The 26,095-nt window shown below is 46.2% G+C and carries 24 protein-coding genes and 1 pseudogene; 6 read left to right on the top strand and 19 right to left on the bottom strand.

The genetic code is table 11. The features are described 5' to 3' along the window. Positions 1-256: 256 nt before the first annotated feature. Positions 257-709: a PPC domain-containing protein gene (locus tag RIE73_RS19785; protein WP_446402806.1), complete on the top strand. Its 453-nt coding sequence runs from the start codon at positions 257-259 to the stop codon at positions 707-709. 70 nt (positions 710-779) lie between these two features. Here RIE73_RS19785 and RIE73_RS19780 read toward each other — a convergent pair whose 3' ends face one another. The 4 genes from RIE73_RS19780 to RIE73_RS19765 form a co-directional block, all read right to left on the bottom strand. Then, complete coding sequence (locus RIE73_RS19780; protein WP_446402808.1) at positions 780-1,418, bottom strand: YqiA/YcfP family alpha/beta fold hydrolase; 639 nt, start codon at positions 1,416-1,418, stop codon at positions 780-782. A gap of 356 nt (positions 1,419-1,774) precedes the next feature. After that, positions 1,775-2,482: a PHP domain-containing protein gene (locus tag RIE73_RS19775; RefSeq protein WP_446402805.1), complete on the bottom strand. Its 708-nt coding sequence runs from the start codon at positions 2,480-2,482 to the stop codon at positions 1,775-1,777. 410 nt (positions 2,483-2,892) lie between these two features. After that, the gene (locus RIE73_RS19770; protein WP_446402804.1) at positions 2,893-4,140 is read right to left on the bottom strand and encodes a HetZ-related protein; all 1,248 of its coding nucleotides are present in this window, start codon (positions 4,138-4,140) and stop codon (positions 2,893-2,895) included. Between the two features lie 414 nt (positions 4,141-4,554). Continuing rightward, on the bottom strand, positions 4,555-5,220 hold the full coding sequence (locus RIE73_RS19765; protein WP_446402803.1) for an L-threonylcarbamoyladenylate synthase: 666 nt from the start codon (positions 5,218-5,220) through the stop codon (positions 4,555-4,557). 113 nt (positions 5,221-5,333) lie between these two features. Between RIE73_RS19765 and RIE73_RS19760 the strand changes: the two genes are divergently transcribed. Then, a complete protein-coding gene (locus tag RIE73_RS19760) occupies positions 5,334-6,071 on the top strand; it encodes a 2-phosphosulfolactate phosphatase family protein (RefSeq protein WP_446402802.1) in 738 nt (245 codons plus the stop codon). A 271-nt stretch (positions 6,072-6,342) separates the two neighbouring features. On the opposite strand, the gene RIE73_RS19755 is transcribed toward RIE73_RS19760, so the two are convergent. From RIE73_RS19755 to RIE73_RS19745, 3 genes are all read right to left on the bottom strand, one after another. After that, positions 6,343-7,167, bottom strand: a complete 825-nt coding sequence (locus RIE73_RS19755; RefSeq protein WP_446402801.1) for an oxidoreductase — start codon at positions 7,165-7,167, stop codon at positions 6,343-6,345. A 56-nt stretch (positions 7,168-7,223) separates the two neighbouring features. Next, positions 7,224-8,228 (bottom strand): phenylalanine--tRNA ligase subunit alpha, encoded by a 1,005-nt coding sequence (pheS, locus tag RIE73_RS19750; protein ID WP_446402800.1) that lies wholly within the window; start codon positions 8,226-8,228, stop codon positions 7,224-7,226. Between the two features lie 69 nt (positions 8,229-8,297). Continuing rightward, a complete protein-coding gene (locus RIE73_RS19745) occupies positions 8,298-8,504 on the bottom strand; it encodes a hypothetical protein (protein ID WP_446402799.1) in 207 nt (68 codons plus the stop codon). 437 nt (positions 8,505-8,941) lie between these two features. On the opposite strand from RIE73_RS19745, the gene RIE73_RS19740 reads away from it, so the two are divergent. Next, a complete protein-coding gene (locus tag RIE73_RS19740; RefSeq protein WP_446402798.1) occupies positions 8,942-9,319 on the top strand; it encodes a type II toxin-antitoxin system HicB family antitoxin in 378 nt (125 codons plus the stop codon). A 206-nt stretch (positions 9,320-9,525) separates the two neighbouring features. On the opposite strand, the gene RIE73_RS19735 is transcribed toward RIE73_RS19740, so the two are convergent. The 6 genes from RIE73_RS19735 to RIE73_RS19710 all read right to left on the bottom strand — a co-directional run bounded on the left by RIE73_RS19735 (position 9,526) and on the right by RIE73_RS19710 (position 15,658). Continuing rightward, the gene (locus RIE73_RS19735) at positions 9,526-10,893 is read right to left on the bottom strand and encodes an AtzE family amidohydrolase (RefSeq protein ID WP_446402797.1); all 1,368 of its coding nucleotides are present in this window, start codon (positions 10,891-10,893) and stop codon (positions 9,526-9,528) included. Beyond that, positions 10,890-11,078, bottom strand: a complete 189-nt coding sequence (locus RIE73_RS19730; protein WP_446402796.1) for a DUF4089 domain-containing protein — start codon at positions 11,076-11,078, stop codon at positions 10,890-10,892. The genes RIE73_RS19735 and RIE73_RS19730 overlap by 4 nt, the downstream gene beginning before the upstream one ends. A gap of 42 nt (positions 11,079-11,120) precedes the next feature. Continuing rightward, the gene (locus RIE73_RS19725) at positions 11,121-12,698 is read right to left on the bottom strand and encodes a metallophosphoesterase (RefSeq protein ID WP_446402795.1); all 1,578 of its coding nucleotides are present in this window, start codon (positions 12,696-12,698) and stop codon (positions 11,121-11,123) included. Between the two features lie 221 nt (positions 12,699-12,919). Beyond that, positions 12,920-13,162: a hypothetical protein gene (locus tag RIE73_RS19720; RefSeq protein ID WP_446402794.1), complete on the bottom strand. Its 243-nt coding sequence runs from the start codon at positions 13,160-13,162 to the stop codon at positions 12,920-12,922. Positions 13,163-13,488: 326 nt separating this feature from the next. Continuing rightward, positions 13,489-14,985, bottom strand: a complete 1,497-nt coding sequence (locus tag RIE73_RS19715; RefSeq protein ID WP_446402793.1) for a hypothetical protein — start codon at positions 14,983-14,985, stop codon at positions 13,489-13,491. Between the two features lie 247 nt (positions 14,986-15,232). Continuing rightward, positions 15,233-15,658: a metal-sensing transcriptional repressor gene (locus RIE73_RS19710; protein ID WP_446402792.1), complete on the bottom strand. Its 426-nt coding sequence runs from the start codon at positions 15,656-15,658 to the stop codon at positions 15,233-15,235. A 205-nt stretch (positions 15,659-15,863) separates the two neighbouring features. Between RIE73_RS19710 and RIE73_RS19705 the strand changes: the two genes are divergently transcribed. Both RIE73_RS19705 and RIE73_RS19700 read left to right on the top strand, forming a co-directional pair. Further along, the gene (locus RIE73_RS19705) at positions 15,864-17,066 is read left to right on the top strand and encodes an HhoA/HhoB/HtrA family serine endopeptidase (protein ID WP_446402807.1); all 1,203 of its coding nucleotides are present in this window, start codon (positions 15,864-15,866) and stop codon (positions 17,064-17,066) included. A gap of 184 nt (positions 17,067-17,250) precedes the next feature. Continuing rightward, positions 17,251-18,174, top strand: a complete 924-nt coding sequence (locus RIE73_RS19700) for a hypothetical protein (protein ID WP_446402791.1) — start codon at positions 17,251-17,253, stop codon at positions 18,172-18,174. A 130-nt stretch (positions 18,175-18,304) separates the two neighbouring features. Here the strand turns inward: RIE73_RS19700 and RIE73_RS19695 are convergent, their stop codons facing one another. From RIE73_RS19695 to RIE73_RS19670, 6 genes are all read right to left on the bottom strand, one after another. Then, complete coding sequence (locus RIE73_RS19695; protein ID WP_446402790.1) at positions 18,305-20,389, bottom strand: methylated-DNA--[protein]-cysteine S-methyltransferase; 2,085 nt, start codon at positions 20,387-20,389, stop codon at positions 18,305-18,307. Positions 20,390-20,435: 46 nt separating this feature from the next. Next, positions 20,436-20,828, bottom strand: a complete 393-nt coding sequence (locus RIE73_RS19690) for a hypothetical protein (RefSeq protein WP_446402789.1) — start codon at positions 20,826-20,828, stop codon at positions 20,436-20,438. Between the two features lie 36 nt (positions 20,829-20,864). Continuing rightward, positions 20,865-22,916, bottom strand: coding sequence for an eCIS core domain-containing protein (locus RIE73_RS19685; protein ID WP_446402788.1), 2,052 nt, complete (start codon positions 22,914-22,916; stop codon positions 20,865-20,867). Between the two features lie 219 nt (positions 22,917-23,135). After that, positions 23,136-24,110, bottom strand: coding sequence for a polyprenyl synthetase family protein (locus tag RIE73_RS19680; RefSeq protein WP_446402787.1), 975 nt, complete (start codon positions 24,108-24,110; stop codon positions 23,136-23,138). 69 nt (positions 24,111-24,179) lie between these two features. Beyond that, positions 24,180-24,794 (bottom strand): hypothetical protein, encoded by a 615-nt coding sequence (locus RIE73_RS19675; protein ID WP_446402786.1) that lies wholly within the window; start codon positions 24,792-24,794, stop codon positions 24,180-24,182. A 77-nt stretch (positions 24,795-24,871) separates the two neighbouring features. Beyond that, on the bottom strand, positions 24,872-25,420 hold the full coding sequence (locus tag RIE73_RS19670) for a hypothetical protein (protein WP_446402785.1): 549 nt from the start codon (positions 25,418-25,420) through the stop codon (positions 24,872-24,874). Between the two features lie 186 nt (positions 25,421-25,606). Between RIE73_RS19670 and RIE73_RS19665 the strand changes: the two are divergent. Next, positions 25,607-26,095: pseudogene (locus RIE73_RS19665) on the top strand (ATP-binding protein); the annotation flags it as partial.

Below are 26,095 nucleotides of genomic sequence, written 5' to 3'. Positions count from 1 at the left end.
CTTATGCGTACAGGTTGAAAGCACGAGTCTGTAATTGCCCAGGCGAAAGGTGAATGCAATACATCGAACGCGGCAAGTAAATCCAAGGCGGTAGAGGTTTCAATTCAAATATGCAGTCGTCTACACGAGGGTAATGGATACTAACAGCTTCTCAAAGGAAGTCCTGTCGGACTGCTGTTTATGTAAGGGGGCAAGATCCTCCCCATACATAAATGACAGGGGTTTCCATTCACCCCCTTACCAACCCCAATTTTCGATGATGAATGCCTTTGCCGCTCGTTTTAGCGTTGCTCTGCTTGTTCCTACAACCTTTTTGACAGTGGGCTTAACGGCGGCGGCTGTGAGAGCGCAAAATGAACTGTATAATCCGATTCCGATTCCTGAGCGTAATCAAGTTTCTGATACCCTCACTGACCAAGATATTCCCACGGGTGAGGGAGGGTTTGCCCGGGACTACACCATAGAGTTGAGTGCTGGCGATCAAGTGGCTATTGATTTGATTTCAGATAGCTTTGATACGATTGTCACACTCTTAGCCTCTGATGGCTCGACGATTGCCGAAAATGATGATGGTCCCGATGGCACGACGAATTCGTTGTTATTTTCCCGAATTACTGAATCTGGAACTTATATTATTCGGGTGCGGGCTTTTGGAGAAACGGGCGGGGGTCCTTTTACTTTGAAAGTGACCCGTTTGCGACCAATTTGAATGATGAAATGCTAGAGGTTTAAATCCTCGACTGAATTGTAGAGACGCGCCATGGCGCGTCTCTACAAGGTTATTGACAAAATGTCAAAATTGACTGCCAAATCTCGGCTTTTACCTCACTTAACGAATGATCACTGTTGAGTGGGATAAGCTGCACCCAAGATCGTTCCTTGGCATAGATGAGGCTTTCATTGATGGGAATCACTTCATCATGCTGCCCATGCAAAATCAGCGTAGGAATAGGTCGTTTCAATCGGTGAGTTGGTTCATACTGACGGGCATCTGCCACAAATTGATAAGACAGGGGCAGTTCTTTCTGTTCACCATAATGATAAATGGGACGATATCCTTCAACTTGCCATCGATGCAGGGTTTCTTTTCCCAGAGTAGATAACCAATGAGAGAGAAATCCAAATGCTGGCGCTAGCAGAATCAACCTCTGGATTACAGGGTGATATTCCCCTAACCAAGCCGCTGTAAGTCCGCCTAAACTCGAACCGATTAACGTTATTGGGGTTGGCGTTGACAAAAACTCCGCCTGAATTTGTTGAATCTGACGGGTAATTGTCAGATGAGAAAAGTCACCCTGGTTCAAATCGGGAACTAACAGAGACACTCCTAACTCCGCAAAGCGATCGCCTAAATAAACCGCCTTTGCTGATCCCGGACTGGATGCAAAACCGTGTAAGTATATATACCTCAAAACTATTTTCCCCTACGGCTTCTCATTTACCTATACCGCTTTGAAACCTTTAAAACGTGTACTTATGTTAAATAAAATTAAGTTATATTGCTTTTTCTCATAAACTTAACGAAAAGTTTGATATGTTCATAATCTACACTCAAAATAAACACCGAAAAAAAATGAAAGTTTCACAAAGTTCAAAACATTTAGGTCAATCGGTCGCTCTAGGCATCCTCCTAGTCCTCACGACTTTGAGCATTTTTATATTGATGATGATGCAGACTGGAGTTTAGTGGTGATGTATCACTGAGAATTTAGCACCAATACAGCGTAGGGGCACGACATGTCGTGCCCCTACAAAGGTTGATTGAGATTTGCGATCACAAACGCCGTAGCAAATTTGAACCGTGGGTATCTGTACCACAAGTATTGAACAAATTATAGGTGGCACTTAACTGTTGCACCTGCTGAGTTTGCCTAGGGCTGGGATGCCAAGGCTTCGGGTTAGCGTAAGCGTAATAGGCTTCTACGCCATCAATGCCCAAATTGGCAGCAGCAGGAATCAGTTCCTTGGCTGAACGTCGATAACGGCATGGATGAGCCAGTACCACCAATCCACCTGCCTGATGTAAAACATCAATGACAGTTGCGGCTTCAGCCTGCTGATGTTTGGGCGCTTTGCCTTGCAGATAAGACTTTAACCTGAAATGATTGGGATCAAATGCATAGCCCAAGATATGAACATCCGTATTCAATAAGCGAGCGTTGATTTCTACGCCAGTCCAGAGGTGAGGAATTGCCTGAGTGGGTAAAGCCTCTTGGAGGGAATCTAGATAGGTTTTAGCGATTTGATAGCCTTCGATTGTGTGATGATCGGTGATCGCAAACCCTTTCAGACCAATGGAAACAGCTTGTTCAATTAACGTTTTGGGATGAAGCTGACCATCAGACGCCTGGGTATGACAATGGAAATTGTAGGAACGAGGACAACTGTCGGGACCCAAGGTTTGCCAGACCTGCCGGAGAGCGTGTTGATCTTGTTCTGCTACTGGGGATGATACTAAAACTGGAGCCATTTTAACCACCATGTTTGCTGATATTATTAATAGATGAGTCTAATGAATGAGAGGCTCTCCTCAACTGATCAAGCGAGTAAGCTTGCCCAGAAATACGTCCTAATCATTTCAAATTGTTAAGACTAGCTTAGCAAAAGTTAGTAGTCATCGTCTGTAAAACCTGAGTGAAGTCGTCACATTTACCATTGGTACTTTCTCGCGTCAGTATAAAATTAGCTAATCTTTCCCCTGGTCACAGATGTCGCCTGCTACAAACCATCTGCCATCTGCCACCTACTCTTGTAGGAGCATCCCCCATCTAAACCGGAGAAGTTAGAGGGGGATGACGGTTGGACTTTGAACCGTTCAACATGAGACGCTAGAAAAATCAAGTTTTTGCGTTCGACCTCCTCGACCTCCTCTACATTCAACGATCGCACTCCTTACTTGCTCACAGAACCATCAGAATTGCGAGTTTTCCAGGCAGATTCTAATAACTTAGTCCAACGCTTTTGCAGTTGTTTGGGTGTACACTTGAGCGCTTTGGCAATTTCAGCATCACTCTTGTGAGCTTGTTTGAGAGACAGGAGTTGCTGTTGTTGCTGATCAAGTGTAGCCAAAAAGGTTTCCCATTGGTCAGAGGTCATGCCTAATTTTTGGTCTAAATCGGCTCCCAGCCATTGGTGTACCAGTTTCCAGTGGGATGAGCGGGCGAATTTTTCGACGTGGTATTTAAACCGCTGTTGCAGGTAGTCCCGTTGACGGGGGGTTAGTCCTAAAATCTCATCAATTTCCGGTGCAGCGAGGTCTTGTAACTTTAAGACCAAGTAATCCGCGCAGTCAGAGTGACCTTGTTGCTCAAGATAATTAATCAGTTCACCCACCACGCGATCACGCAATACTGATTCACTCGGATCAGTGGTTTGAGCGACTAGGTGCGCCCGTACTTGTTGCATCGCTGGGGAGCGGCTTAATTCTTGGGCTTCTTCACCCTTGGCAAATTCTACCGCTTGCTCAATATCCAGAGCGGTTTCATTCGGCTGGCGTCTGGCAAAGCTTTGCGCTCTGAGGACGATAAGCTGTTGGCTACAACGATTCGGTAAGGTGATGCGCCGTTTGGCATACTGTTCGGTAAATGCCATATACTCCGCCAGTTCGATTTGAGTGCGAGGCGTGTAGTTTTCATCCACCTCATTTTCCCGGCGAAAGGCTTTTAAGGACTCGGCATAAAAGTCTTGTAAGAAATCCTCAATCAAATTATAGCGAGCCGAGAATTTTAACTGGGATTGAGGTTGAGCAACATGGCGATAAACCATGGCACTTAATGTGCTGTGTAAATCAACCCGCCCTTGCTTAGATCCCAATTTATAGTAGCCTAAACACTTATGTAAGCGGTGACGAATTAACGTAATTTGCCAGGAACGAACTTGACCCGAAGTTTGAATGCGATCGCTCTTGCGGCAAATTCGTTGTACCTCCAGCGCCATCCGTCTCGCTACAGCTTTAGCGCGACTGGGTAGGGGTTTGGGAGAAGCCGAATCACTGTGGGACTGTTTGGAACCATAGAGTGCCGACCGCATTTCCTCTAGCAACAGATCAATTAAACTTTGAGTATCTGTGCCGAAAACTTCCGGATTATCGAGGGGGTTGGGGGAAGGTTGAGTGATAGATTTGAGAGTTTTAACATTCATGGTATTGCCCCTAAAGACTACAGTTACGAATTACCAAGACATCAGCAGAGGAACGATGGTTATTCGGAATAAATGCTCTGTTGCTGTCCACAATTTGAATGTAAAACGTTACGCCTAGTCTTTGGTTGAGTGGTGTGTCACTAAACGAGAGATCACGAGTACACGGCAGACACCCTCGTCGATTCAGGGACGATGCTTATGGCTGTTAACCCTTGCTATACCTACATTTAGGCAATTGGCAAGGGCAATTGTTTCCACGACTTTACGATTGAGTGAGAGTAGACAATTCACAAACTGGGTTGATTTCTAGACAGTCGTCCGAAATCCCCCGCCTGTCTCCTGTAGTCCGAATGCTGATCAGCGACAGCCACACTCGATGGGGTTTGACTCTAACGGATTACCCATAGGTTAACCCTATTCCCAACTCTGGTTAGCGGGTACAGCCCACGCCATGGCGGCTTGGGCTCCCAAACCTTTCCGCAGGATTATGGGTTCATCCCCGGTCATATCCAAAATGGTGGATACCTGGAAACCCGGTTCCGAACCATCATCGATAATGATGTCCACTAACCCCTCAAACTGATCAAAGAGTCTAGCAGTTTCGACTCCTATGGTGGGGAAATTTCCCCGCTCATCGGGTAAATGAGCCGACGTGGAAATCACCGGATTACCCAAGGCTTCGAGTATGGCTTGACAAACCGGATGATCCGGAACTCGGATACCACTGGTTTTACGCTTGGGACTCATCACTAGCCGAGGGACTAACTTAGTTGCGGGTAACAAAAAGGTATAGGGTCCGGGAATCAGGCGTTTCATAATCCGATAAGCCGGGTCACTGACCCAAGCATATTGGGAGATATTGGATAACGAGGAACACAAAAACGTTAAAGGCTTCTCATTCGAGAGTTGCTTTAAACGCCTGACCCGTTCCACAGCCGATTTAACATTCAAGTCGCAACCAATGGCATAAACGGTATCTGTGGGATATAACATCACCGCACCGTCTTGCAGGTTGTCCCTTATTTTCTCTATTCGGCGTATTTGAGGTGTGTCCGGATGGATGGTGTAAATCGTTGCCATAAGTCTTTCCCAATGATTGCAATGGTTAGATGATCCTATAAAAGCCTAAATTCCACGACCTTAAATCGGTAAAATATGGAGTCGGCATTTGAAAACGCAGGTGCAGTTAGCCAGTGAAGCTATTTATTTACCACACCCCCGAACTTACCCCAACGGATACGACGCCAGACTGTGCGATCGCGGTTGATGTGTTGAGAGCTACAACCACGATTGCGACAGCCTTACACGCGGGTGCTGAAGCAGTGCAAGCCTTCAGTGATATTAATCAGTTAATGCAAGTGAGCGAACAATGGCTCCCAGAAAAACGCCTTCGCGCCGGAGAACGGGGCGGATCAAAAGTCGCGGGTTGTGATTTAGGCAATTCTCCCCTCGACTGCACGCCAGAGCGCGTCCAGGGACGCCGTTTGTTTATTACGACCACGAATGGTACTCGCGCCTTACAGCGGGTGCAGAACGCTCCTGTGGTGCTAGCCGCCGCCATGGTGAATCGTCAGACGGTTGTCAAGTATCTGCTGGAGCAAAAGCCGGAAACGGTTTGGTTAGTCGGTTCTGGCTGGGAAGGTTCCTATTCCCTTGAAGATACCGCCTGTGCAGGTGCGATCGCGGATAGCCTGATCTCTCAAACCGATCACACTCTGGGCGATATCGCGGGTAATGATGAAGTCGTTGGCGCTCTTGCCCTTTATACTCAGTGGAAAGACAAGATGTTAGAAATGTTTCACCATGCTAGTCATGGTCAACGTCTACTGCGGTTAAACGGTCATGAGGATTTAAAGTATTGCGCTCAGGCGGATAGTTTAGATGTTTTACCGATTCAGAAAGAACCTGGAGTTTTAGTCAGGAAATTCTGAGTGTAGAAACGCGCCATGGCGCGTCTTTCGGCGGAGAACCGATCAAGTTAATCAAAATGTCAACACTTGGTCAGGGCGGGTTTATTCACATCGGGGTAAATTCACAAACAATAATCATGAAACCCGCCCCTACAGATTTAACACAGACGTTCCGGCGGAACGTCTCTACAACCCCATCTCCCCTATCTCCCCTATCTCCCCCATCTCCCCCATCTCCCCCATCTCCCTCATCTCCCCCATCTCCCTCATCTCCCTCATCTCCCTCATCTTCCTACTGAATCGCACTAGCAATCAACCGCTCCCACGCCCAATCGGGTAACAACCAATGCAAAAATATATAGAGTTTCGCATCCATCGGTGTAGCATACCGCCGCTTGGGATGGCGACTATTCACCGCCTTGGACACCGCTTTAGCAACCACATTAGGACTTGAGGCATTTTGGTAATCCTCTAACACCTTTGCCATGGGTTCCACCGTTGACTGATACGCTGATCCCTGAGAGTTCTCTCGTAACGTCTGAGCCGCAATACTTGACCATTCACTTTCAATCGCCCCCGGTTGCACCACCACCACGCGAATGCCAAAGGGTTCGGTTTCCATGCGTAAGGCATCGGATAATACCTCAACTGCGTGTTTGGTGGCATGATACCAACCGCCGATGGGCATCCAAATCCGCCCGCCCATAGAACTGATATTCACGATTGTGCCGGATTTTGCCATTCGCATCGATGGTAGAACCAATTGCGTCAGCCGGATTAAGCCAAACACATTCACGTCAAACTGTCGCTTTGCTTCTTGGAGTGGCACATCTTCTAGCGCCCCATAGGAACCATACCCCGCATTATTCACTAATGCATCAATCTGCCCTTCAGCCGAAAGCAGGGTTTGTACAGCCGTTGTCATACTGGCATCATCGGTCACATCAAGGGGCAGAACTTTGGCTCCCATTGCTTCAATATCTGCCATTTTTTCCACTCGCCGCGCCGCACCATAGACGATCCAACCTTCTTTTAGAAGTTGCTGCACGATCGCTTTACCGATCCCAGAGGAAGCACCTGTGACCATGGCAACTTTTTTCTTTGAACCGCTAGACATGGGAAACTCCTATTTGAGGCACGACAAAGGACGAAGGACCAATGACAAAGGACTACTTAAAACTGTTGCAAAAAGCGCAAATCACTGGTATATAAACGGCGAATATCATCAATTTGATGCATGACGAGGGCAAAACGTTCCGCGCCAAACCCCGCCGCAAACCCGGTATAAATTTCTGGGTCATAACCAACGGTTTTCAGTACATTGGGATCAACCATTCCACAGCCGCCCATCTCTAACCATTTCCCTCTCCATTTGACATCGACTTCCGCCGAGGGTTCGGTGAACGGGAAATAACTGGCGCGTAAGCGAACATCGACATCTTCACCAAATAATTCTTGGAAAAAGACTTTTAATGTCCCTTTGAGATCCCCAAATGTGATGTCCTCATCAACGGCTAAAATCTCAATTTGATGAAAAACAGCCGAATGTGTCGCATCAACGGTATCCCGGCGATAAACCCGCCCTGGGGCAATAATTCGGATCGGGGGTTCGTTATTTTCCATGTAGCGAATCTGCACCGAAGAGGTATGGGTTCGCAGCAGATTTCCATCGGGGAGATAGAAGGTATCCTGCATATCTCGCGCCGGATGGTCTTGGGGGGTATTTAATGCCTCAAAATTATAATAATCGGTCTCCATTTCCGGTCCGGTGGCGACGGTGTATCCTAGACCGACAAAAATATCCAGCACTTGGTCGATAATGCTATTGAGGGGATGAATTCGACCTTGAGGGTTATATACCCCTGGCATGGTCACATCAAGGGTTTCGGCGGCTAATTGTGCTTGAATTTGGGCGGCTTGTAACGCTTGGCGCTTGTTGTCTAGGGATTGTTGCAGCGCTTCTTTGACTTCATTAGCCAGCGCCCCAATTCGCGGTCTATCGTCGGGGGATAGCTTCCCCATCCCGCGCAAGATTTGGGATAACTGTCCTTTTTTCCCCAAGTAGTTGACGCGCAATTGTTCCAATTGATCCAGCGTATCGGTTTTGGCGATCGCAGGAGTGGCTTCTTGTTTGAGGGCGACTAATTGGGTTTCTAGCTCGTTGAGCGAAGTAGTCATGAATCCAGTCGTGATCAGGTTTGAGAGGTGCTTTGCTAGCAAAGGCTTTTCTTAGTTTACCCTTATCGGCTAACGGCGAGGGGGAAAGAAGACCTTATTATATTCCGCTAACGCCAGAATCAGGAGTGCGATCGCTAAGATAACGGCTGCGGTGATTCCGCCGTACTGGACTAGGGTTGTGGGGTTGATTTGGGTTAGGGGTGTGGGTGTGACGGTTTCGATGGCGTTGGCTTGGGGTTCTAGATTGGGTTGGGTTTGGGGGTTGGTGTTGATCATGGTGTTTACCTCGGTTATCGATATAACCATGATGGCTTGGGCGATCGGTATTTTAGGTAGGTAGAAGTAGGGGACTTGGTAATGTCAGTGTTTGTAGGTCAATGTAGGATAATGTTGGTTTGTTATTCGTCATTTGTCCTTTTTCATTTGTCATTCGACATTTAACCACCTGTAGGGGCGACCCGCTTGCACGAATGAACAACACCAATCCATTCAATTTGATCGGGTCGCCCTCTCCCTCAACCTTAATGTTAACCTGCTTGCACGAATTAACAACACCAATCCACTCAATTGACTTGGGTCGCCCTCTTATCAGTTTGTTCTCAATGTTGAAGCGTTGATGGCGCTAAAGCGCAACTACAAGCGCAACTACAAGCGCAATTATGAACGAGACTGTCTTTGGGGAGTTATGATGAAGGTGAAAGAGGGCAAGTTTTATGACAGCTAAGTTTATGTTTACTCCGATAGAAAATTTGTCTCAGTTAACCTACTCTGTACTTATTGAACAAGAACGGGGTAGCTATAAAGCAATGGTATGGGGTTTACCTGATTGTCAGACAACGGGGAAAACTCGCGAAGCGGCACTGGTGAGTTTACGTCAATTGTTAAAGGCACGTTTGGAGAACGCTGAACTTGTTTCTCTAGATATTGAACGTCCTCAATCTGACAATCCCTGGATGAAATTGGCGGGTAAATATAAGGATGATTCTCAATTTGATCAGATGTTGGATTATATCCAAGCTTATCGTTGTGAACTCGATCAGGAAATGGAGGATTATTATCGGCAAATAGATGCAGAGGATGAAGTTAAGTGAGTCTGTGGGTACTTGATACTGATTGCCTTTCGCTGTTGCAACGGGGTCATCCAATTATCAGCCAGCGTGTTACCGCCGTTAATCCTAGAGAAATTGCGACAACTATTATTACTGTGGAAGAACAATTGCGGGGACGGCTGGATAGTATTAGACGGGTAAGTTCTAATGATGCTCGGATATTGGCTTACAGGAGACTTCGGGATACATTAGAAGATTTGAGATGCGGCGGCGACGCGCAATATCATGGCTTCATGATCAGGAGCGGCAATAATTTGCACACCTAAGGGTAAAGAATTGTCCTGTTTAACTGGAACTGATAAAACAGGTAATCCAATAAATGATAAGGGTTGGGTAAACAGTCCCAAATTCGGACGCACTAATACCTCTTCTCCCCCAATCACCATGGTTTCTTGATCGATGCGGGGGGCGACACAAGGCGTCGTTGGGGCGAGAATAATATCCACCGTCTGAAAGAGTTCCTGCACCCTTTGGCGATACCATTGGCGAAACCGTTGCGCCTGAATGTACCAGGAGGCGGGAATTAAAGCCCCTGCTAAAAAACGATCGCGTGTAGCCGGATCAAAGTCTTGCGGGCGCGATCGCAAGTTGGCAAGATGTAAGTTAGCGCCTTCTGTGGCGGTAATCATATAAGCCGCCGCTCTTGCCCGATGTGCTTCCGGTATCCTAATGGTAGTGGTGACATTCAGCGCCTGGGCGACTTTAGCCACAGCATCCAAGGCGTCTGGGGTAGCACCTTGAGTAAAATAGTCCCCCGCTACCGCAATCCGTAATCCCTCGATTCCCTGTTCGAGTTGCGGTAAACACGGTTCTGGAGGACGTTGCCTACAGACTGGATCACGTTGATCATGTCCCTGAAGCATATCAAACGCCGTAGCAATATCCCGGACTGACCGGGCAAAAGGACCAATATGGTCTAAACTACTAGAAAATAAAATCGCCCCCGCCCTGGATAAACGCCCATAAGTGGGTTTTAAGCCCAAAACCCCGCACAATGCAGCTGGAACCCGGATTGAACCATTGGTATCAGAACCCAAGGTAAGAGGAACTAATCCGGCGGCGACTGAAGCAGCGGAACCCCCCGATGATCCACCGGAAACGCGAGTCGGATCATTTGGGTTCGGTGTTGCCCCATAATGGCTATTAACCGTCACAAAGCCATAGGCATATTCATCCATATTTAACGCCCCCACCAGCACCGCCCCCGCTTGCCGCAATCGGGTAACAGCAGTAGCATCGTGGTTGGCTGGGGGATTTTCGGCATTAATTTTTGATCCGGCTAGGGTGGTTAATCCCGCAATATCAAACAAATTCTTCACCGCAAACGGAACCCCCGCCAAGACACCGGGAAATTCGCCTCTGGATATCGCCTGATCCACCCGTTCCGCCTCGGCTAGGGCAGTGTCAGCCGTAACCGTGGTAAAACAATTTAAGCTAGGATTACGGGTCTCAATCTGCGCCAAACAATCCCGTGCGATCGCACTGGCGGTTATTTCACCCTGATAAATCGCCGTAGCTATTCCCACAGCGTCGGCTTGTCTCCAATTAAAAGTCATGGTTCAAAGACTGGTGCAGCTTCTATCGTATCCGGTAACGGAAACTCATTCACCACTTGTGCGATCGCGACAATGCGAGTGATGTTATCCACGACACCAGGACGATAGTCTGAGTCAATCGGCAAATCCATCAATTCTGCCATGCGATCGACATATTCACCACAATCAAAGGTTTCTTGATTCATCGCTTAATCTGTTTTGAGTTTCTAGTCCCTGTTCTCTATTCCCTAACCAATAACAAACGCTTCCTTAGCATAATTATTCCATGTTTGGTGACAGCGTTCGGCGATAAACGGTTGCACTCGGAACTTCGGTGGATTACCCTCTAGAACATCAATCCGTAAAAAAGAATAGAGTCGCTGCTTTTTAGACCCACGACCATGACGACCCGCATAAAAGTGCGATCGCGCCACCAAACGGGAAGGATTACTGTCAATAAACCCAACGGATTCCATGATCTCTGACCCTTCTTTCCGTTGACGGCGTAAACTATGACCACTCCCCCCACATATAATCCAAGGAATATGGGAATCCGCATGTCCAGTATCCACCGTTTCTAGATATTCTAAACAGTGGGCATGACCCGTTAACACCAAATCCACCAAAGGACGCCCCTGGGCTAAATCACCCACCTCTGTCGCCACCGCATCCAAAACTTGGCGCAGGCGGCGACGAACTGCCCTTGTTTGTGCCTGTTGCCATTTCGTGGCTTCAGTCACATAAGGAGGATGATGCAGATAAATCACCCGCCCCCGTACCTCTTGAGTCTGCCAAGACTGGATTAGCCGTTGTCGCAGCCAGTCCAATTGTTCAAAGTCTATCGTGTTTTCTTCATTTGATGCTAACTGCTTATTAATATCCAGGCTTAGTTCATCAATTTGCTCTAATTTCACATTCAAATCATCAAGCTGTTCCGCCTCTTCGGGGTTATCTGCATCCAAAGTAGCGGAGGTTTCCATAAGTTGCTGTTTTTCGGCTTCTAATTCATCCCGTCGCTTTTCTAAAAGGCGGCGAAAGGCTTTTCCTTCTGGGGTGTTGGGAATCGGGGCGGGGTCGTTAAAGGTATTGGAATCGAGGGCAAAAAAGTCAAGTCCACCACTACGAAACGTATAATAACGGTTAGGTAAACGGGTAAATTCTCCAGGTTGATAGCGCAAGCAACGTCCTGTATCCGTTTTCGCGGTATAGTGGTGGTCTAGATGATTTTCCAACTGTCCCCACTGCTTCAATGGCTTCAGATAGTCTAAGAATGCCTTAGTATAAGCTTTGCCCTGATGCGATCCGTGCCAACCAACATTCAGATCCAGTTTAGTCTTCAACAGGTGGCGTAGGGGCCACGTTACCTGTGCCATAAAGCCATAGATTAAGGGTAAATCGTAGTAATCGTGATTTCCAGGGATGGTTAGAAACGGAAGATTAAACACCATTTGGTCATAAGCAATGTTCTGGGGAGAGTCACCATTGACCAAGAACTCGCGGTAAGGTTTGATAAAGTTTTGCGGATAATATTCACTCGAACCCACCTGATACACCACGTCACCAGTATGCAAAACAAAACGACAGTCATCGCGGTGATTTAGCATCATTTCCACAATTTTGCGTTGCGGATCATGGTGTTTGTGAGACCCGAAGCCTGTATCACCGACGACTAAAAAGGAGAACTCTGGATGATCAGGTCTGTCATCATCTAATACCAACCGAGTTTGATCAATATCCCGTTCAAGGATCAATGGATCTTGCCAGCGAACTCGTTGTTTCATCTGCTGGATTTTTTCGGCAATAGAAGGATCGGACACAAGTTGCATGATGGTTCACGGTCAAAGGGTTGCGTTTTGAGAGTATCGTCCGATAGTTAAAATTATCATCTATCCTAATGTGGGGATCTGAGCAAATGACGCGCTAAGTAGTCGGACTTTCATTAAAGTTAACGGTTAAGATTAGGAAGGAACAGCTCATCTGGCAACAGTAAGGGTTTGAGACTGGTTAACATTGCTTAGTACAGGGTACAGAATTTATGTCCAGGTACTTAGCGAGGAAAACACTTGCGGAGCATGATTTGACCGACCAAACCATTTTCCTTTGGGGAGGCGAAATGGACAACCTCAATCACCGTGAAGCAGGGACCGATATCGTGCAGCGTCCCTTCAGCAAACGAGATCAACTCGCCGCAGCAGGGTAGACGAGATAATTCCACCCGTTCTCCGTTTAAGTCTTCCAACTCCGGTGAATAGTCCTTATGCGATGTTCTAGGGGCGTTCTCGAACATCATTTGTACTTTAACCAGTTCCATGAGTAACACACTCCTGATTCAACGCCTATTTAGCTTACTGGAGTTTCGACTAAATCCCAAACCCAAGCCCACCCCAAATTTTTCCGATCATTTCAGCATCGTTAAACTTAGTTAGAGCCGCCGAAATTGGCTCTAACCTATCTTCTATTTCCTGGATTTTATTGACAAGCTTTATTGTGCCTACCTACTCCTATAGAGAGTATGTCACCCAATGCCATCGTTAGCTTTTTGGGTTTCGCGATCGCTCTACTCAACGACTTGAATTTTATGTGCTTTCGCTGACCTTTTCCGACCCTCATCTCCTCTCAGCGTTGAGACCAAGGAATCTCAGATTTATCGGCTAAGAGACTCGCCACAGCAGCGGCGCCATACCGATTGAGGTGACTCGGATCAGCAAAATACTGATTCTGATTTTTCCATTGTTCTCCTAAATCAACAAAAACAAACTCATTTCGAGCCGCCTTTTGCTGCATTCGCTTGCGGAATTGCCGTTCACGAGTTAAACGCACCGAATCTAAATAATCATCACTTACAGGCAAATTCACAATCACCAAAGGAATCTGCTGCTGGGCTAAAAACGCCTGAATCGAATTCAACGCCACCGCCTGCGGACCGGCAAAGCTAAAGGGTTGATAATCCGCATCATAACGCCCCGCCACACGCGGATTTTGCTGATAGTACGTTTTCGGGTCAAATTTACTATCCATCGGCAAAAAGCCATTGGCATCCATCGCTACGGCACTGTACCCTGTAGTATTACGTGCCAATGCTAGTCGTTGCGGTTGGCTTCCCCCTAACTGAGTTAAAAGTAACCGCGTCTCTGGCGTGGGAACAGGATTGCTACTGGTTTCAAAGGAAACGCGGGTTAATCGCCAGCGTTGGGCCGTATCATTAGCAGGTATCGTATTTCCCGGTTGTGTGGATTTCTCTGAGTCGGGACTCTGGGTAATGGATGCCGGAATCTCTTCACAATTCTCTGGGGTTTTGGTCGTCGATTCCGGTAGTTTGGGGCGATTCCCTGCCATTACCTGTTGATATCCCGCCGATGTTGCCAAACTATTATAGGTTTTATCTGTTCGCCCACTATTAAACGCCCGCACGCCATCTGCCCAAATCACCAGGCGCGGGAGTTGTTCTGGCGTTAAAAGTTGCCGCAGTTGAAAATCAACCACTTGAGCCGTCGCCCCATTCACGCCAAAGTTGAAAATTTTCAACCCCCCTTTGCCGTAACGCGCCAGAACTTGTTGCAGTTGTTGGGGATCAACACCAACTAATGCCCGTGAACTGCCTACAATCAGGACATCTGGCGGACCAACGGCGGCGACATAAGACAGATACAGCAGGAGTTGTTCTTCAAAGATAGGGTTATTAAAGCTGGCAAAGGGTAGAGGAGACGTTTTGGTCGTCGCTTTTTGTTGGGCAACATCTAAGTTTTTCAGATATTCTGCCACCTTTTTCTGAGCAAATGCCCGTTTCGGACTATCCGGTGGCACTGATTGCATCGCTTCAATCGCTTGAATCCAGCCTAAGACAACCAAATCCCAATCTTGGGGGGATTGGGCAGATTGAGCCAGATTCGCCGCCCCCATTGCTTTGTCAATCGCTTTGGTAAAGGGATCAACTTGGGGCGGACAGGATGGGGAATTTTCCACCGCGAGAATTGATTCAGCCGGGGAGTCAGCTTGGGATGGGGAATGCTGACTTTCAGCCGTATCGGGGGGTGAATTCAAAGAACAACCAGTTACCCCCACCAATAATGCAGCGAGGGCGGTATAGGGACGTTTCCAGTAAAAATTAGCCATAAGGCGATCGCACTCTCGATTGAAACCTTGTGCTGAGAACCACAATTAGCAGGAATTGATAGCCAGATCGTTTGATCCTTTCTTTATTATGCTCAAAATCGCGATCGCAATGGATCAATGTATCCACCCGTCCAGATTTTCTCCCTCTCCCCCTGCACACGGGCGGGTTTAATTCCATCGGGGTGAGGTCAGACACGATAGTAGTGAAACCCGCCCCTACACAAACTGAAAACTGCCACCCAAAGAACTACGGCAAAAATCGATCTAAGGCGGTCTTTAATTGTTCAATTTCCGCTTCCATGTTACCTTCCTCCGCCGCCCGACCGATACATTCACTTAAATGCTCATCTAGAATAACTCGGGCAACTCGATTTAATGCGCCTCGCACGGCAGCAACTTGCACCAACACATCGGGACAAGGGCGACTTTCCTGTACCATCGTCTTAATCCCTCGGATATGTCCCTCAATTCGAGAAAGCCGATTGACAATTCGCCGCAGAGACTCCTCATCGTGAACATGGGCATGGGCATGGGTTGATCCAGCATGATCATGATCATGCTCTCCATGGCTGGGGTGGAAGGATTGATTTAGGGAATCTGGGTCTGACGCTGACCGAGTATAGGTTTCATTAATCAATGGCTTGGCTCCAGTTCGGGATGGGTAACGATTCATGAATTGGTTCTTTTGTTCATCCTAATCCAGAGTCAAGATTTTTGGGAGCAAGGTTTTCTACGTCAGCTCACTCAGATACGGCTGATCACCGAAACAGACTTGGGGGGAAAAACGTCCTAGAGCCATCAGCTAATGTTAAGCGATTGTGACAATAATTTTGATAGATGATCATAGATATATCATGACTGAACTCAAGACTAAGGCTATGCGATTGACAACGTTGTTCCCTCGATTACGCCAAATCAGCGCTTATCTGATTGCGATCGCCACAGGTGTTCTGTTGACGGTTGGGTTATATAATGTCTCACCCTCTCACGCTGAACCTGTCTTAACCAATGAACCCGAATCCCCAATAGTTCTCGCCCAACGACCGCCTATGGCTGAGATTGGTGGTAGTTTTGTCACGGCGGCGGTGAATCAAGTCGGACCGGCTGTAGTACGAATTGACACGGAACGTACAGTGACACGCCGCCTCGATCCATTTTTCGATGATCCCTTCTTCCGGCGGTTTTTCGGGGAGGATGCGTTTCCCCAAATGCCCCAAGAACGCCGTCTGCGGGGTCAAGGATCTGGGTTTATTATTGACCCCAGTGGTGTAGTTGTCACCAATGCTCATGTGGTGGATCGGGCAGATAAGGTAACGGTGATTCTCAAAGACGGACGCCAGTTTGAAGGAAATGTCCAGGGTGTCGATGAAATCACAGATTTAGCGGTGGTCAAAATTGATGGCAACAATTTGCCTGTTGTCACATTGGGAGACTCGACTAATGTGCAAGTCGGGGATTGGGCGATCGCGGTGGGTAATCCCTTGGGGTTAGACAATACCGTGACGCTAGGAATTATCAGTACCCTCCAGCGATCGAGTGCAGAAGCTGGGATTCCTGAAAAACGACTCGACTTCATTCAAACCGACGCCGCGATTAACCCCGGTAACTCTGGCGGTCCACTCTTAAACCAACAGGGACAAGTCATTGGTATCAATACCGCCATTCGTCCGGATGCGATGGGGATTGGGTTTGCCATTCCCATCAATAAAGCCAAAGAAATTACCGCTAAATTGATGCGGGGTGAAAAAGTTGTCCACCCGTTCATCGGTATTCGCATGACCACTCTAACCCCGCAACTGGCGCAAGAAAACAATCGCGATCCGAATTCCTCGTTTATGGTACCGGAGGTGAATGGGGTTTTAGTCGTGCAAGTTGTACCCGATTCTCCAGCAGCAGCAGGGGGTATGCGTCGTGGGGATGTTGTCACAGCCATTAATGGACAATCGGTGACGAGTGCTGAACAGTTACAACGTTTGGTTGAGAATAGTGGTGTGAATCAAGTTCTCCAAGTCAAAGTGGTGCGGGGGAATCAGACGAAAACTTTATCAGTACGCACAGGCGAAATGCGAGAAACGACTTAGTGTAGTGGGGTAGGGGTGCAGGGGAAACAGAAATAACCCATCAGTAAACTGTGGATTGTTTACGGTTAACCAACAACTGGTGGGTTATTTTAATTCTATTTTTCTGAAAAAGCTGGCAGGAATTGAATGTTTTTGACTAGCACAAGCATTTGATTGTTGCTAAATAACATGACCATAAGGATACATGATGCACCTATTTTTAAGGCGTTTGAGAACTCTAAAAGGGAAAGTTTTGGTTGTCATTAGCATCACCAGTGCCGTAAGTTTAGCGACCCATATCGGGGTTAAACAAGCTTTTCCCCTAACCTATCGCGGTGATATGAAGCTTTTGGTTGAACCGATAACAACTGAAGCGAAAACCGTTCAAATTGAGACGATTAGTTCTGTACCTGAATCCGTTCCTAGTCAAGACTATTCCCATGTAGACTACGCCACTCAAATTGAAGTCTTACAGTCTCCGCTGCTCTTAGCTCCAATTCTGGAAGAAATTCGCACTCAGTATCCTACATTCAGCTTAGAGGAATTCAAAAAAGGATTAACCATTCAACGGCTTCACCGAGAACAGCAGCAGGTATCCAGCCCAACCAAGATTATCGATGTTCGCTTTCAAGGGAAAGACCCAGAACAAGTCCAGTTTATCTTAGACAAAACGGCTAAGGGATATATCGAGTATGGCATTCAAGCACAAAAGGCTAACCTAGCAAAAAAGATGCAGTTTGTTGACACCCAACTCCCTAGGTTACAGAAACGAGTTGATATGTTGCGATCGCGCCGACAAGAACTGCAAGAGCGGTATAATCTAAACGCTCCTAACGTACAACAATCGCCGCAATTCCCAGCCATTGCCCGTGAAAATGATGAGTTACAGCAACAGTTGAAGATTGCGAACCAAACCTTTGAGCAAGTGTTGACGCTGCGAGAACAACTGCAACTCGAAGCGGCGCAAAATAATGGTTCATGGCAAATCATTTCCCCACCTAAGATTCCCCGTGACGCGACGGGTAATTTAATCCCGGCTCCTAATCCATCGACAGTAATGATGTTCGGGGGAATTGTGCTGGGACTATCCCTAGGTGCGGGTACTACGGTACTCCTAGAGAGACGATAAATTGCAGAATTACGAACCCAAGAATATTTGCAATCGCATCTGCTGGAGACAAGTTATCCTCACTCAATTATTCCATCAAGATAAATTGTGGTAAGTTGAGATTGCCCTACTTGAGCAAAGTCTGAAGAGACTAACCATCACCCTTCTCATATTCCTTGGCTAACTTTTGGAATTTAGTTGCTCCTTCTTTGATCGTTTCAAGCATTTTTGTAAACGACTGCTCCACTTGCTCCGTTGCTTCCTTCAACTTGGTTGAACTTTCTTGAAGATTAGGATCGGTTTCTGATGAATGATATTTTTCTCTTAGTTTGTGGGGCAATTCTGTAATGGCTTCATCTACTTCAACTCCTTGCGCTTGCAAATGTTCTCGGAGACTTTCCATGCGAGAACGCGCAGTTTCCAGATGAGCTGGATCTTCTGAGGTTGCTGCTTGAAGCATATCTTGAAAACCAGCAAAGATATTTTGCCATCTTTCTTGAATGGCATTAGGGTTGTTGCTAAGTTCTTGAGGAGAAACCCCTAGAAAAGAAGCGATAGGGTTAGTCTGAGTTTCAGAAGAGTTATTTACTGAAGGCATTTTTCCTTGAGCAGCAGTGGCTAAATTGGTCAAGGTAGACAAGGCGTTTTTAGTTTTTTGCCAAGCTTTTGTTAATTTAACTTCGATGTAAGGTTGAGCTTGCTCTGTGGTTATTTCCCAGTTCGTTATCGCTTTTAGTTCAACTTCTTTGCTCTCGTTCGTTAAGTTGCGGATAGTAAAGTTTCCTGGGGAGAGTAGCTGATTGTTGGGAATGAGAAAGTATCTTCTACTAGTGGAGTTTGTCCACAGGGAGTACTTTTCTGACGTTTCTTGCTGAGATTTAACTGTTTGCTCCAATTCTAAAAGAGCTTTTTTCCGCTCCTCTCCCCAACGATAGCCACCGAGAGTGCCATCGGTTCTAACTACGCGGTGGCAGGGAATTATTAAAGCAATAGGGTTTTTGGCACAAGCTTGAGCAACGGCGCAAGTGGCAGTAGGTTTATTTAATGCTTGGGCGATTTCTTGGTAGGTGCGGGTGCTACCGTAGGGAATTGTTTGTAAGTGTTGCCAAACTTGCTGCTGAAAGGGGGTTCCCTGGATATCTAAGAGTAGGTTAAGTTGAGTTTGTTTATGTTTGAGGTAATTTAAGATTACTTCCACAGATAGGGTTAGTAACTCTTTGTTGCAGTTTAGTTCTACTTTTGGATACTGTTGTCTGAGAGTTTCTAGTAGTTCAGTTTCTGAGTTGCCAAAGCTAACTGCACAGATACTAAGATCCAGCTTTGTCTGAACCATTCGCCACAGAAATAATGAGTTGCCGAATCCCAACACTCCATGAGGTTGGGTATCCTGCAACTCCTGCTCAGATTGAGATCCTTGCTCTTGCTCGGATGGGACTGGTTTGCTTTGAAGGTGTGACCCATTTTGCTGCACTACATGAGTCAATTCATGCGCCAACAACTCTTGCCCATCCCGACTTCCTGGATTATATTCTCCCTGTTTAAAAAAGATATCTAGTCCCGTCGTAAATGCCCGCGCATTTAAGGAGCGATTTAACTGATTGGCATTCCCATCAGTATGCACCCTCACGCCACTAAAATCAGCCCCAAACGCTTGTTCCATTGGCTGTCTAACGTCCTCGGAAAGCCCCTGTCCGCCGCCTGTGGCTTGTTGAATACTTTGCTCAACGGAAGCGTCAACCGCACCTCCACCAACACCACCATCACGCATCACTGTCGGCTCAACGACTGGCTCTACTTTTCCTTGTACGGATTGCTGGGACGTGGGAGAATTAATCTGTTCGACGACTTTGGCAGCTACGGTATCCGCTTCCTGTTCGTACTTATCCCCCGGTTGCCCGACTGTTAACTGTCTCTGAAGTGGAGTCAAAGTGCGTGGCGTTAGGGTGGGCATCCTCTGTCCGACGACATCAGCCACTGAAATCCTTGATTCTGACTGAGGCTGCACCGTTGGCGTTTCTGTCTCCTGGGAACCCTTGGCTTCCAAGCTTCGCATCACATTCGCGGCTAGTCTATCCGCCGAGTCTCTGGAATACTCCCCTATTTCCGGCGACTGAGACGATTTTTGGTTGGGCTTGGGTTGAATCGAAAAATGCCCTAATTTAGACGGACTCTTGCTCTTTTTCTGTGCTGTGCTTGGAATCCAAGAGGAATTTTTCTTTTGCAGTGGTTTATACATGATGCAACCTCACTAATGGCTTGAATATTTGATCAGAAAGTAGTCCTTACCCAAAAGTACCAGCCTTACTAAAGAAATCAATAACACTAATTGCTAAAGCCAGAATTATTACAAAAATACTGGTAACCTGTGCAACTCTATATTTTTGTCTTCGCCGATGCTTGGACTTGATTATTTTCCATGACAAAATCAATGAACTATAAATGCAAATAATGGAGCCAACTAAAACTACTATATTAGTTACGGTAGGTATATTTAGTTGAAAATCAACTTTAAAGTCTTGCCAGTGATCATTAGATTGAAGAATTATCCTTGGCACATTGACTCCTGGAACCTGAATAAATAGCTCATAGATACTCATATATCCAGTAATCAATGAAAATGAAATGCAGGCAATATTAAAGCTAATTATACATAAATATTTTTTGAGGGCTGACATGATAAATCGGCTCAGTTACTTAGTTAGTCTATTGTTCTAGTTAGTTGGCTCCAAAGCTATGCGCTGCTTCAGGGCATTCAGAAAAATTTCTACCAAAGTTCTAGCCCCTGCATTCATTGACATCCCCAAAACAAAACCAAATCTTCCTGGAAGACCAAGTATACCTTCTGAATTTGCTCCTACATACAAAGCCGCTGCATCATTGACTTGATCAGTGTAGCTGTCTATCCATTCTGACTCATTAGAAAAGTTTGTACCATCCCAGTTGTTTAGACCAACCGCTTGAGCAAAAATACTGTAACGTCTATCGCGACTCGGCGTTCCCTGATCCGTGCTTCCATTAAGATAATACTCTCGCAAAATTTCCGATACTTTTCTGCCTCCTGATGTTTCATCAATATCAAATTGTTGATCAATGACATAAGCATCAATATTGCCAAGCATATCTTGAGGAGAGGCGTACTCATTGATAATAGCTTGCCTTTCTTTACTAGAAATTTGCTTGTCGTTACGAATCCATTGAAACTGAATTTCTGCTAATACACTACCTAAGTCTCCTACCCAAGTGACAGCATCAACGTTGTCGTCAATACCAATAGAAGATAACCCAGGAGCTTGAACTGACTGAGGATAGTTTAAAGCATCTAGACCAGCAAAGACATGACCTAGATCTATATAACTACCATCTTCCAAACTAATTTCCTGGTTGCTGGCGATATCAGGAGTATTACCTTGGCTATCTTTTACATTATGCTCTTGTCTCACTACATCGAAATCGTTAAACAAAAAAGGAATCTCCAACGTGAAGCGTTCCTTTTCCTGGTGTTCTGTTGTATAAGGTGCTTCAATATCCCTGGCACCTTCAATTAAATAATTATCCCAGCCTTCTCTATCATAGAAAATTTTCCTGAGTCGGGTGATCATCAGTTTTGTGTTTGTCTGTTCTTCCGGGGGATATTTTCGTTCCTCTACTTCTACAAGAGCGATAAAATCCCGAATTGATATAGCTGAAGCTGGAGCATTTTCTACGATGGGTTGATGCAGCGACTCATTATCCTGCTTCTGAACTTTATTTGAAGCTTCTTTTCGCTCTATCGTAGTACCACTCTGCTGCACCACATGAGTCAACTCATGTGCCGTCAACTCATTATTTCCTGGCGACTTCCCTTTGCCAAAATAAACATCATTCCCATGAGTAAACGCCTGTGCGCCTAACTCCTGGCTCATCTGCACCGCCGCACTATCCGTATGCACCCGCACTGAGCTAAAATCTGCACCAAAGCGCGGCTCCATGAAGCTTCGCACCTCATGCGATAAAGGACTACCACCGCCCTTAGAGGTATTCAACTGAGTCTCTACATTACTGCTCGTCTCAAAGCCGCTATCTGAGGTTGCCTTAGCTTGAACCTTTTCTTGCTTCTCATCCTCTATTGCCATCTCCCGTTGCACCAGGGGAGTAATCGAAGCAGCGATTGGCTTGGCTTGCACTTCCTCAACCTTTTCCTCAGCTACTCCTTCTCTTTGAATTGGCTGATTGTTGACAGGTGCAGACATTGACATTACCTGACGCGCTACAGTGTCAGCTTCCACCTCATACTTATCTCCAGGCGCACCAACTGTTACCTTTGCCTGGATGCCACTTGCTGCCAAGGATATTTGCTCAACTTCTTTCCCCGCTTCGGCTGATTGTTCTTGTTGTTCAGATGCACAATCAGCACATTGCCGTTGAATTGGGTTTTCTGGCACGACTTCAGAAGCCATTCTTACTTGGGGAGTCAGGGTGTGTGGAGTCAGGGTAGGCGTTCTCTGTCCGACGACATCAGCAACTGAAATTCTTGATTCTGACTGAGGCTGCACTGTTGGCGTTTCTGTCTCCTGGGCATCCTTGGCTTCCAGGCTTCGCATCACATTCGCGGCTAGTCTATCCGCCGAGTCTCTGGAATACTCCCCTATTTCCGGCGACTGAGACGATTTCTTATTGGGCTTGGGTTGAATCGAAAAATGCCCTAATTTAGACGGACTCTTGCTCTTTTTCTGTGCCCTTGTTGGAGTCCAGGAGGAATTTTTATGTTGTAGGGGTTTATACATGATGTCGCCTCAGTTGCCTGATGATTTGTTGCTTCCGAGCCTGTTGCCTCAAGAATTCTGGGTGATTCTCCTACCCTACAATTCCTGCTCATGCCCATTTCCCGGAAATTCCTGCACAGGAATTGACCCTAGACTTCTTGTAGACGTAGCTAAATTATAAACTTTTTTTTGCCACTTAAGTTGTACCGATGTAGATCTGAAAAGAATAGCGCGATCGCGCTACCTCAAAACATCCTCAATGTGGGCAAAAATTGTAGTTACATAAGCAGTTAAAGCTGTAACCCCCTGCTGACCTGGACAAGATTCCAAAGCGGCAACTGCTTTTTTATGCTCTTGCAAGGCTGTCCAAATCATAAAGTCACGAGTATTAATCTGATCGAGAATCTCACGAATGCGTTCCGATTCCGTTGCTAAACTCCCATCATCAATTAATTTTTGGAGTTCATCACGTCGATTATGGGCAACGTTGAGACCGTAAATAACTGGCAGTGTTATCTTACCCATTACCAAGTCACTCCTGCCAGATTGTCCCCAAATTCCTTCAAAATCATCAAACAACTGTAGAGCTAATCCAAGATGATATCCAAACGTGCGACAGGTCTCAAGAAGTTTTGGGTTGTCAGTACCACAGATTCCACCAGCAGTACAGGCTAAAACAAAGGCACTAGCATTTTTTTCTTCTATCGTATGCCAGTAGTCTTCAATAGTGAGAGTTAGATTGCGTAGATCCCGATCTTGACCTTTTAACAAGCGCAGTCCTGTTTGAGCAAAGTGTTGATTAATTACTCGATAAAGCTCAGGAGTCCATGCAGCTTGAGCTAGGAGTTCATTACATAAAGCATAGAGAGCTGCACTGAAGTTAAAGCTGCGAGCCAAACCGATTGTTGCCCACAGCGCATCAGGTCGATCCTGATCCTGCAAATCATCTAAGATACGCATGGCTAAACTGAGAACTACCCAAGCAGCACTGACTGGAATCGCTGCTTGTGGATCACCGCCCACCGCTGCACAACTTGCCAAAGGCAAAATTGCTAGCGCACTTAAGGGTTCATCCGTGACAGCAGTCAAAACTGAGCGAAACTCAGGCCAGTCAGATGGTGCATATTGCCGAATGTAGCTGCGTACATCTGGCAGCAGTTCTTGAAATCTCGTTAAGTCAGTGACATCTCTATCGGTTAGGCTAAAATTAGCCACTGCTATCCTCTCCAGTTGAAAACTTAATTTCTGTCAATCCTTAAGCTGGGTGAGGCTTAATCTCCAAATTCACGGAGACGGAGACTCAATAAACACTCTTATCTCCTCATCCTGCCCTGGTTGTTCTTGAATCAGTTCGTGGACTTTCAGAACGGCAAAAGGCAATTTGTCTTCTTCATCTTCTTCTAGTTCGGAGAGTTCAGGCAAGTCCAAATCAACCAGTGAACCCCAATAACCTTCGAGCCATACCGCACATGAATTTGTAGTCTTTGGACAGATATCATTCAACGTAGATAAGAGTGATACACCCATACCTGTGTCATCTAGAGCTAAAAAGATAGCGTCGTTGTCACGATCTTGATCAGATGTGCCGATAAAGGAATCACCCAAGGCGAGTCGGTACGAATCTTCAAAATGGATCACTACTGGAAGTCGAAGTCGCTTCCTTGTTTCAGAAGCCGTATTAGCTTCGTTATTAAGCCAATTAAGTAGTTGGCTTGATGGCTTAATTGGGGGGCCTGGAATGAAACTAACGGGATTTTTGGGTCTCATCGCGTTTGTAATTGGTGTTTCCTTGTTGTTTAATTCTGAGGTTAAAGGGATGGGGCTAGAGTTAACACTGGTTGAGCCTTTACATCCCAAGGTTAATATAACAATCAAACTAATCAAATTTCTAGTTTTCATAGTATTCTCTCCTCCCAGGATGATGATCGCCTCTGCCCATTAACAGACCGATTAAAGAAGTAGCTATCAGCCTACTGTTAATTTGAGTAATACTCATAGTCATGACCTGTTGCTGCTGCATCCTCATGCTCCCAGATCCAATCATCATCTAATCCTTGTTGGATTGCCTGTTCTGTTTCCTCATCAGAAAGTGTCCTTTGTGCCATCTGCTTTCCTTTTTCCGTAAGTGTAAGTCCAGCAGCAATAACAGCTTTCACATTCTGACCATCTGCAACCATACTGTTGTGAACATTGATTTGTTGGCGGTCTGATGTATATGCAAAGTGATCCTCCCAAGTTGTGGCTGTGGCTTGTGTAGGCCACGGATCGGCAACAACGATGTCTGGATCAGATTCCGTTGGTAGATCGCCGATGAGAACAAATGCATGGTCTAATCCCTGTTTAGCAGACATATTGATCGTTTCACCAACAGCCTTAACCCGTAAGTAATCGAAAGCAACCTGAGCGTGTTCACCACAATTGCCACCATGGAGACGATCAGCTAACGCTGCTGTCAGGGCTTCTGGATTCTCCGCTGCAATAGGCTTCACCTCCTCAGTTAACTGCCAGCAACTGGGGTCACGCATCGCTTTCATCCGAAAATAGGAGTTAAAGTTGGTTGCCTCTAAAGCTTCTCTCTGATTACCTGCACCATGGTGGCTAAATTATAAACTGTTTTTCCCAAATTTAATTCAAACTGCAATATGCCTTAATATAGAAGCCATAAAACCCTTACTGTAAACCTTAAGATATTTAAACAGCCCCATAACATCGTGGATACTCCAGCATCGAGCAACTGGTATCAAGCCAACTTTCAATATCTCCAGACAGCCGTTAATCAAGTTCGTCAGGTATTGGAAGATACTATTAACCGTGACCAAAATCAGACGAGTCCACTCAGATTTGAGACAGCCTTAGCGCCAGACGCCTTGGCTACCCTACAAAATAAGCCTTCAGCCTTAGAGACGCTCTGCACAATCTGTAAGCTTTCTTCTTTTGATCAATATATCCTCTTGTTGTGCGTCGGGATGGAGTTAGACAGAAAATTTAAAGTCTTGTGTGCCAAATTTAACGGTCATCCCGACCAAAATTATCCGACTCTGAATTTAGCGTTTGCTACCTTTAGTGAGGCTCATTTCCGTATTTTCTCCTCCGAATCTCCTTTAGAATACTGGGGACTGATTGAAAGTGGTGACGGTCAAACGCTCTCTCACTCTCCTCTACGCATTAATCGGCGCATTTTCTGCTATCTATTAGGTGAA

The sequence above is a fragment of the Coleofasciculus sp. C1-SOL-03 genome (genome assembly GCF_040220555.1).
Lineage (GTDB): Bacteria > Cyanobacteriota > Cyanobacteriia > Cyanobacteriales > Coleofasciculaceae > Coleofasciculus.
Note: the sequence above shows the minus strand (reverse complement) of the source record. Positions and strands in the feature narration are given on the sequence as shown.

What these genes read in the sequence shown, in the direction of transcription:
- RIE73_RS19720 (WP_446402794.1), bottom strand. Translation starts at nt 13,162, where the DNA reads ATGATGTTCGAGAACGCCCCTAGAACATCGCATAAGGACTATTCACCG.
- RIE73_RS19735 (WP_446402797.1), bottom strand. Translation starts at nt 10,893, where the DNA reads ATGACTTTTAATTGGAGACAAGCCGACGCTGTGGGAATAGCTACGGCG.
- RIE73_RS19675 (WP_446402786.1), bottom strand. Translation starts at nt 24,794, where the DNA reads ATGAAAACTAGAAATTTGATTAGTTTGATTGTTATATTAACCTTGGGA.
- RIE73_RS19725 (WP_446402795.1), bottom strand. Translation starts at nt 12,698, where the DNA reads ATGCAACTTGTGTCCGATCCTTCTATTGCCGAAAAAATCCAGCAGATG.
- RIE73_RS19690 (WP_446402789.1), bottom strand. Translation starts at nt 20,828, where the DNA reads ATGTCAGCCCTCAAAAAATATTTATGTATAATTAGCTTTAATATTGCC.
- RIE73_RS19700 (WP_446402791.1), top strand. Translation starts at nt 17,251, where the DNA reads ATGATGCACCTATTTTTAAGGCGTTTGAGAACTCTAAAAGGGAAAGTT.
- RIE73_RS19740 (WP_446402798.1), top strand. Translation starts at nt 8,942, where the DNA reads ATGACAGCTAAGTTTATGTTTACTCCGATAGAAAATTTGTCTCAGTTA.
- RIE73_RS19685 (WP_446402788.1), bottom strand. Translation starts at nt 22,916, where the DNA reads ATGTATAAACCCCTACAACATAAAAATTCCTCCTGGACTCCAACAAGG.
- RIE73_RS19715 (WP_446402793.1), bottom strand. Translation starts at nt 14,985, where the DNA reads ATGGCTAATTTTTACTGGAAACGTCCCTATACCGCCCTCGCTGCATTA.
- RIE73_RS19730 (WP_446402796.1), bottom strand. Translation starts at nt 11,078, where the DNA reads ATGAATCAAGAAACCTTTGATTGTGGTGAATATGTCGATCGCATGGCA.
- RIE73_RS19775 (WP_446402805.1), bottom strand. Translation starts at nt 2,482, where the DNA reads ATGGTGGTTAAAATGGCTCCAGTTTTAGTATCATCCCCAGTAGCAGAA.
- RIE73_RS19670 (WP_446402785.1), bottom strand. Translation starts at nt 25,420, where the DNA reads ATGCGTGACCCCAGTTGCTGGCAGTTAACTGAGGAGGTGAAGCCTATT.
- pheS (WP_446402800.1), bottom strand. Translation starts at nt 8,228, where the DNA reads ATGACTACTTCGCTCAACGAGCTAGAAACCCAATTAGTCGCCCTCAAA.
- RIE73_RS19745 (WP_446402799.1), bottom strand. Translation starts at nt 8,504, where the DNA reads ATGATCAACACCAACCCCCAAACCCAACCCAATCTAGAACCCCAAGCC.
- RIE73_RS19710 (WP_446402792.1), bottom strand. Translation starts at nt 15,658, where the DNA reads ATGAATCGTTACCCATCCCGAACTGGAGCCAAGCCATTGATTAATGAA.
- RIE73_RS19695 (WP_446402790.1), bottom strand. Translation starts at nt 20,389, where the DNA reads ATGTATAAACCACTGCAAAAGAAAAATTCCTCTTGGATTCCAAGCACA.
- RIE73_RS19765 (WP_446402803.1), bottom strand. Translation starts at nt 5,220, where the DNA reads ATGGCAACGATTTACACCATCCATCCGGACACACCTCAAATACGCCGA.
- RIE73_RS19705 (WP_446402807.1), top strand. Translation starts at nt 15,864, where the DNA reads ATGCGATTGACAACGTTGTTCCCTCGATTACGCCAAATCAGCGCTTAT.
- RIE73_RS19755 (WP_446402801.1), bottom strand. Translation starts at nt 7,167, where the DNA reads ATGTCTAGCGGTTCAAAGAAAAAAGTTGCCATGGTCACAGGTGCTTCC.
- RIE73_RS19770 (WP_446402804.1), bottom strand. Translation starts at nt 4,140, where the DNA reads ATGAATGTTAAAACTCTCAAATCTATCACTCAACCTTCCCCCAACCCC.
- RIE73_RS19785 (WP_446402806.1), top strand. Translation starts at nt 257, where the DNA reads ATGATGAATGCCTTTGCCGCTCGTTTTAGCGTTGCTCTGCTTGTTCCT.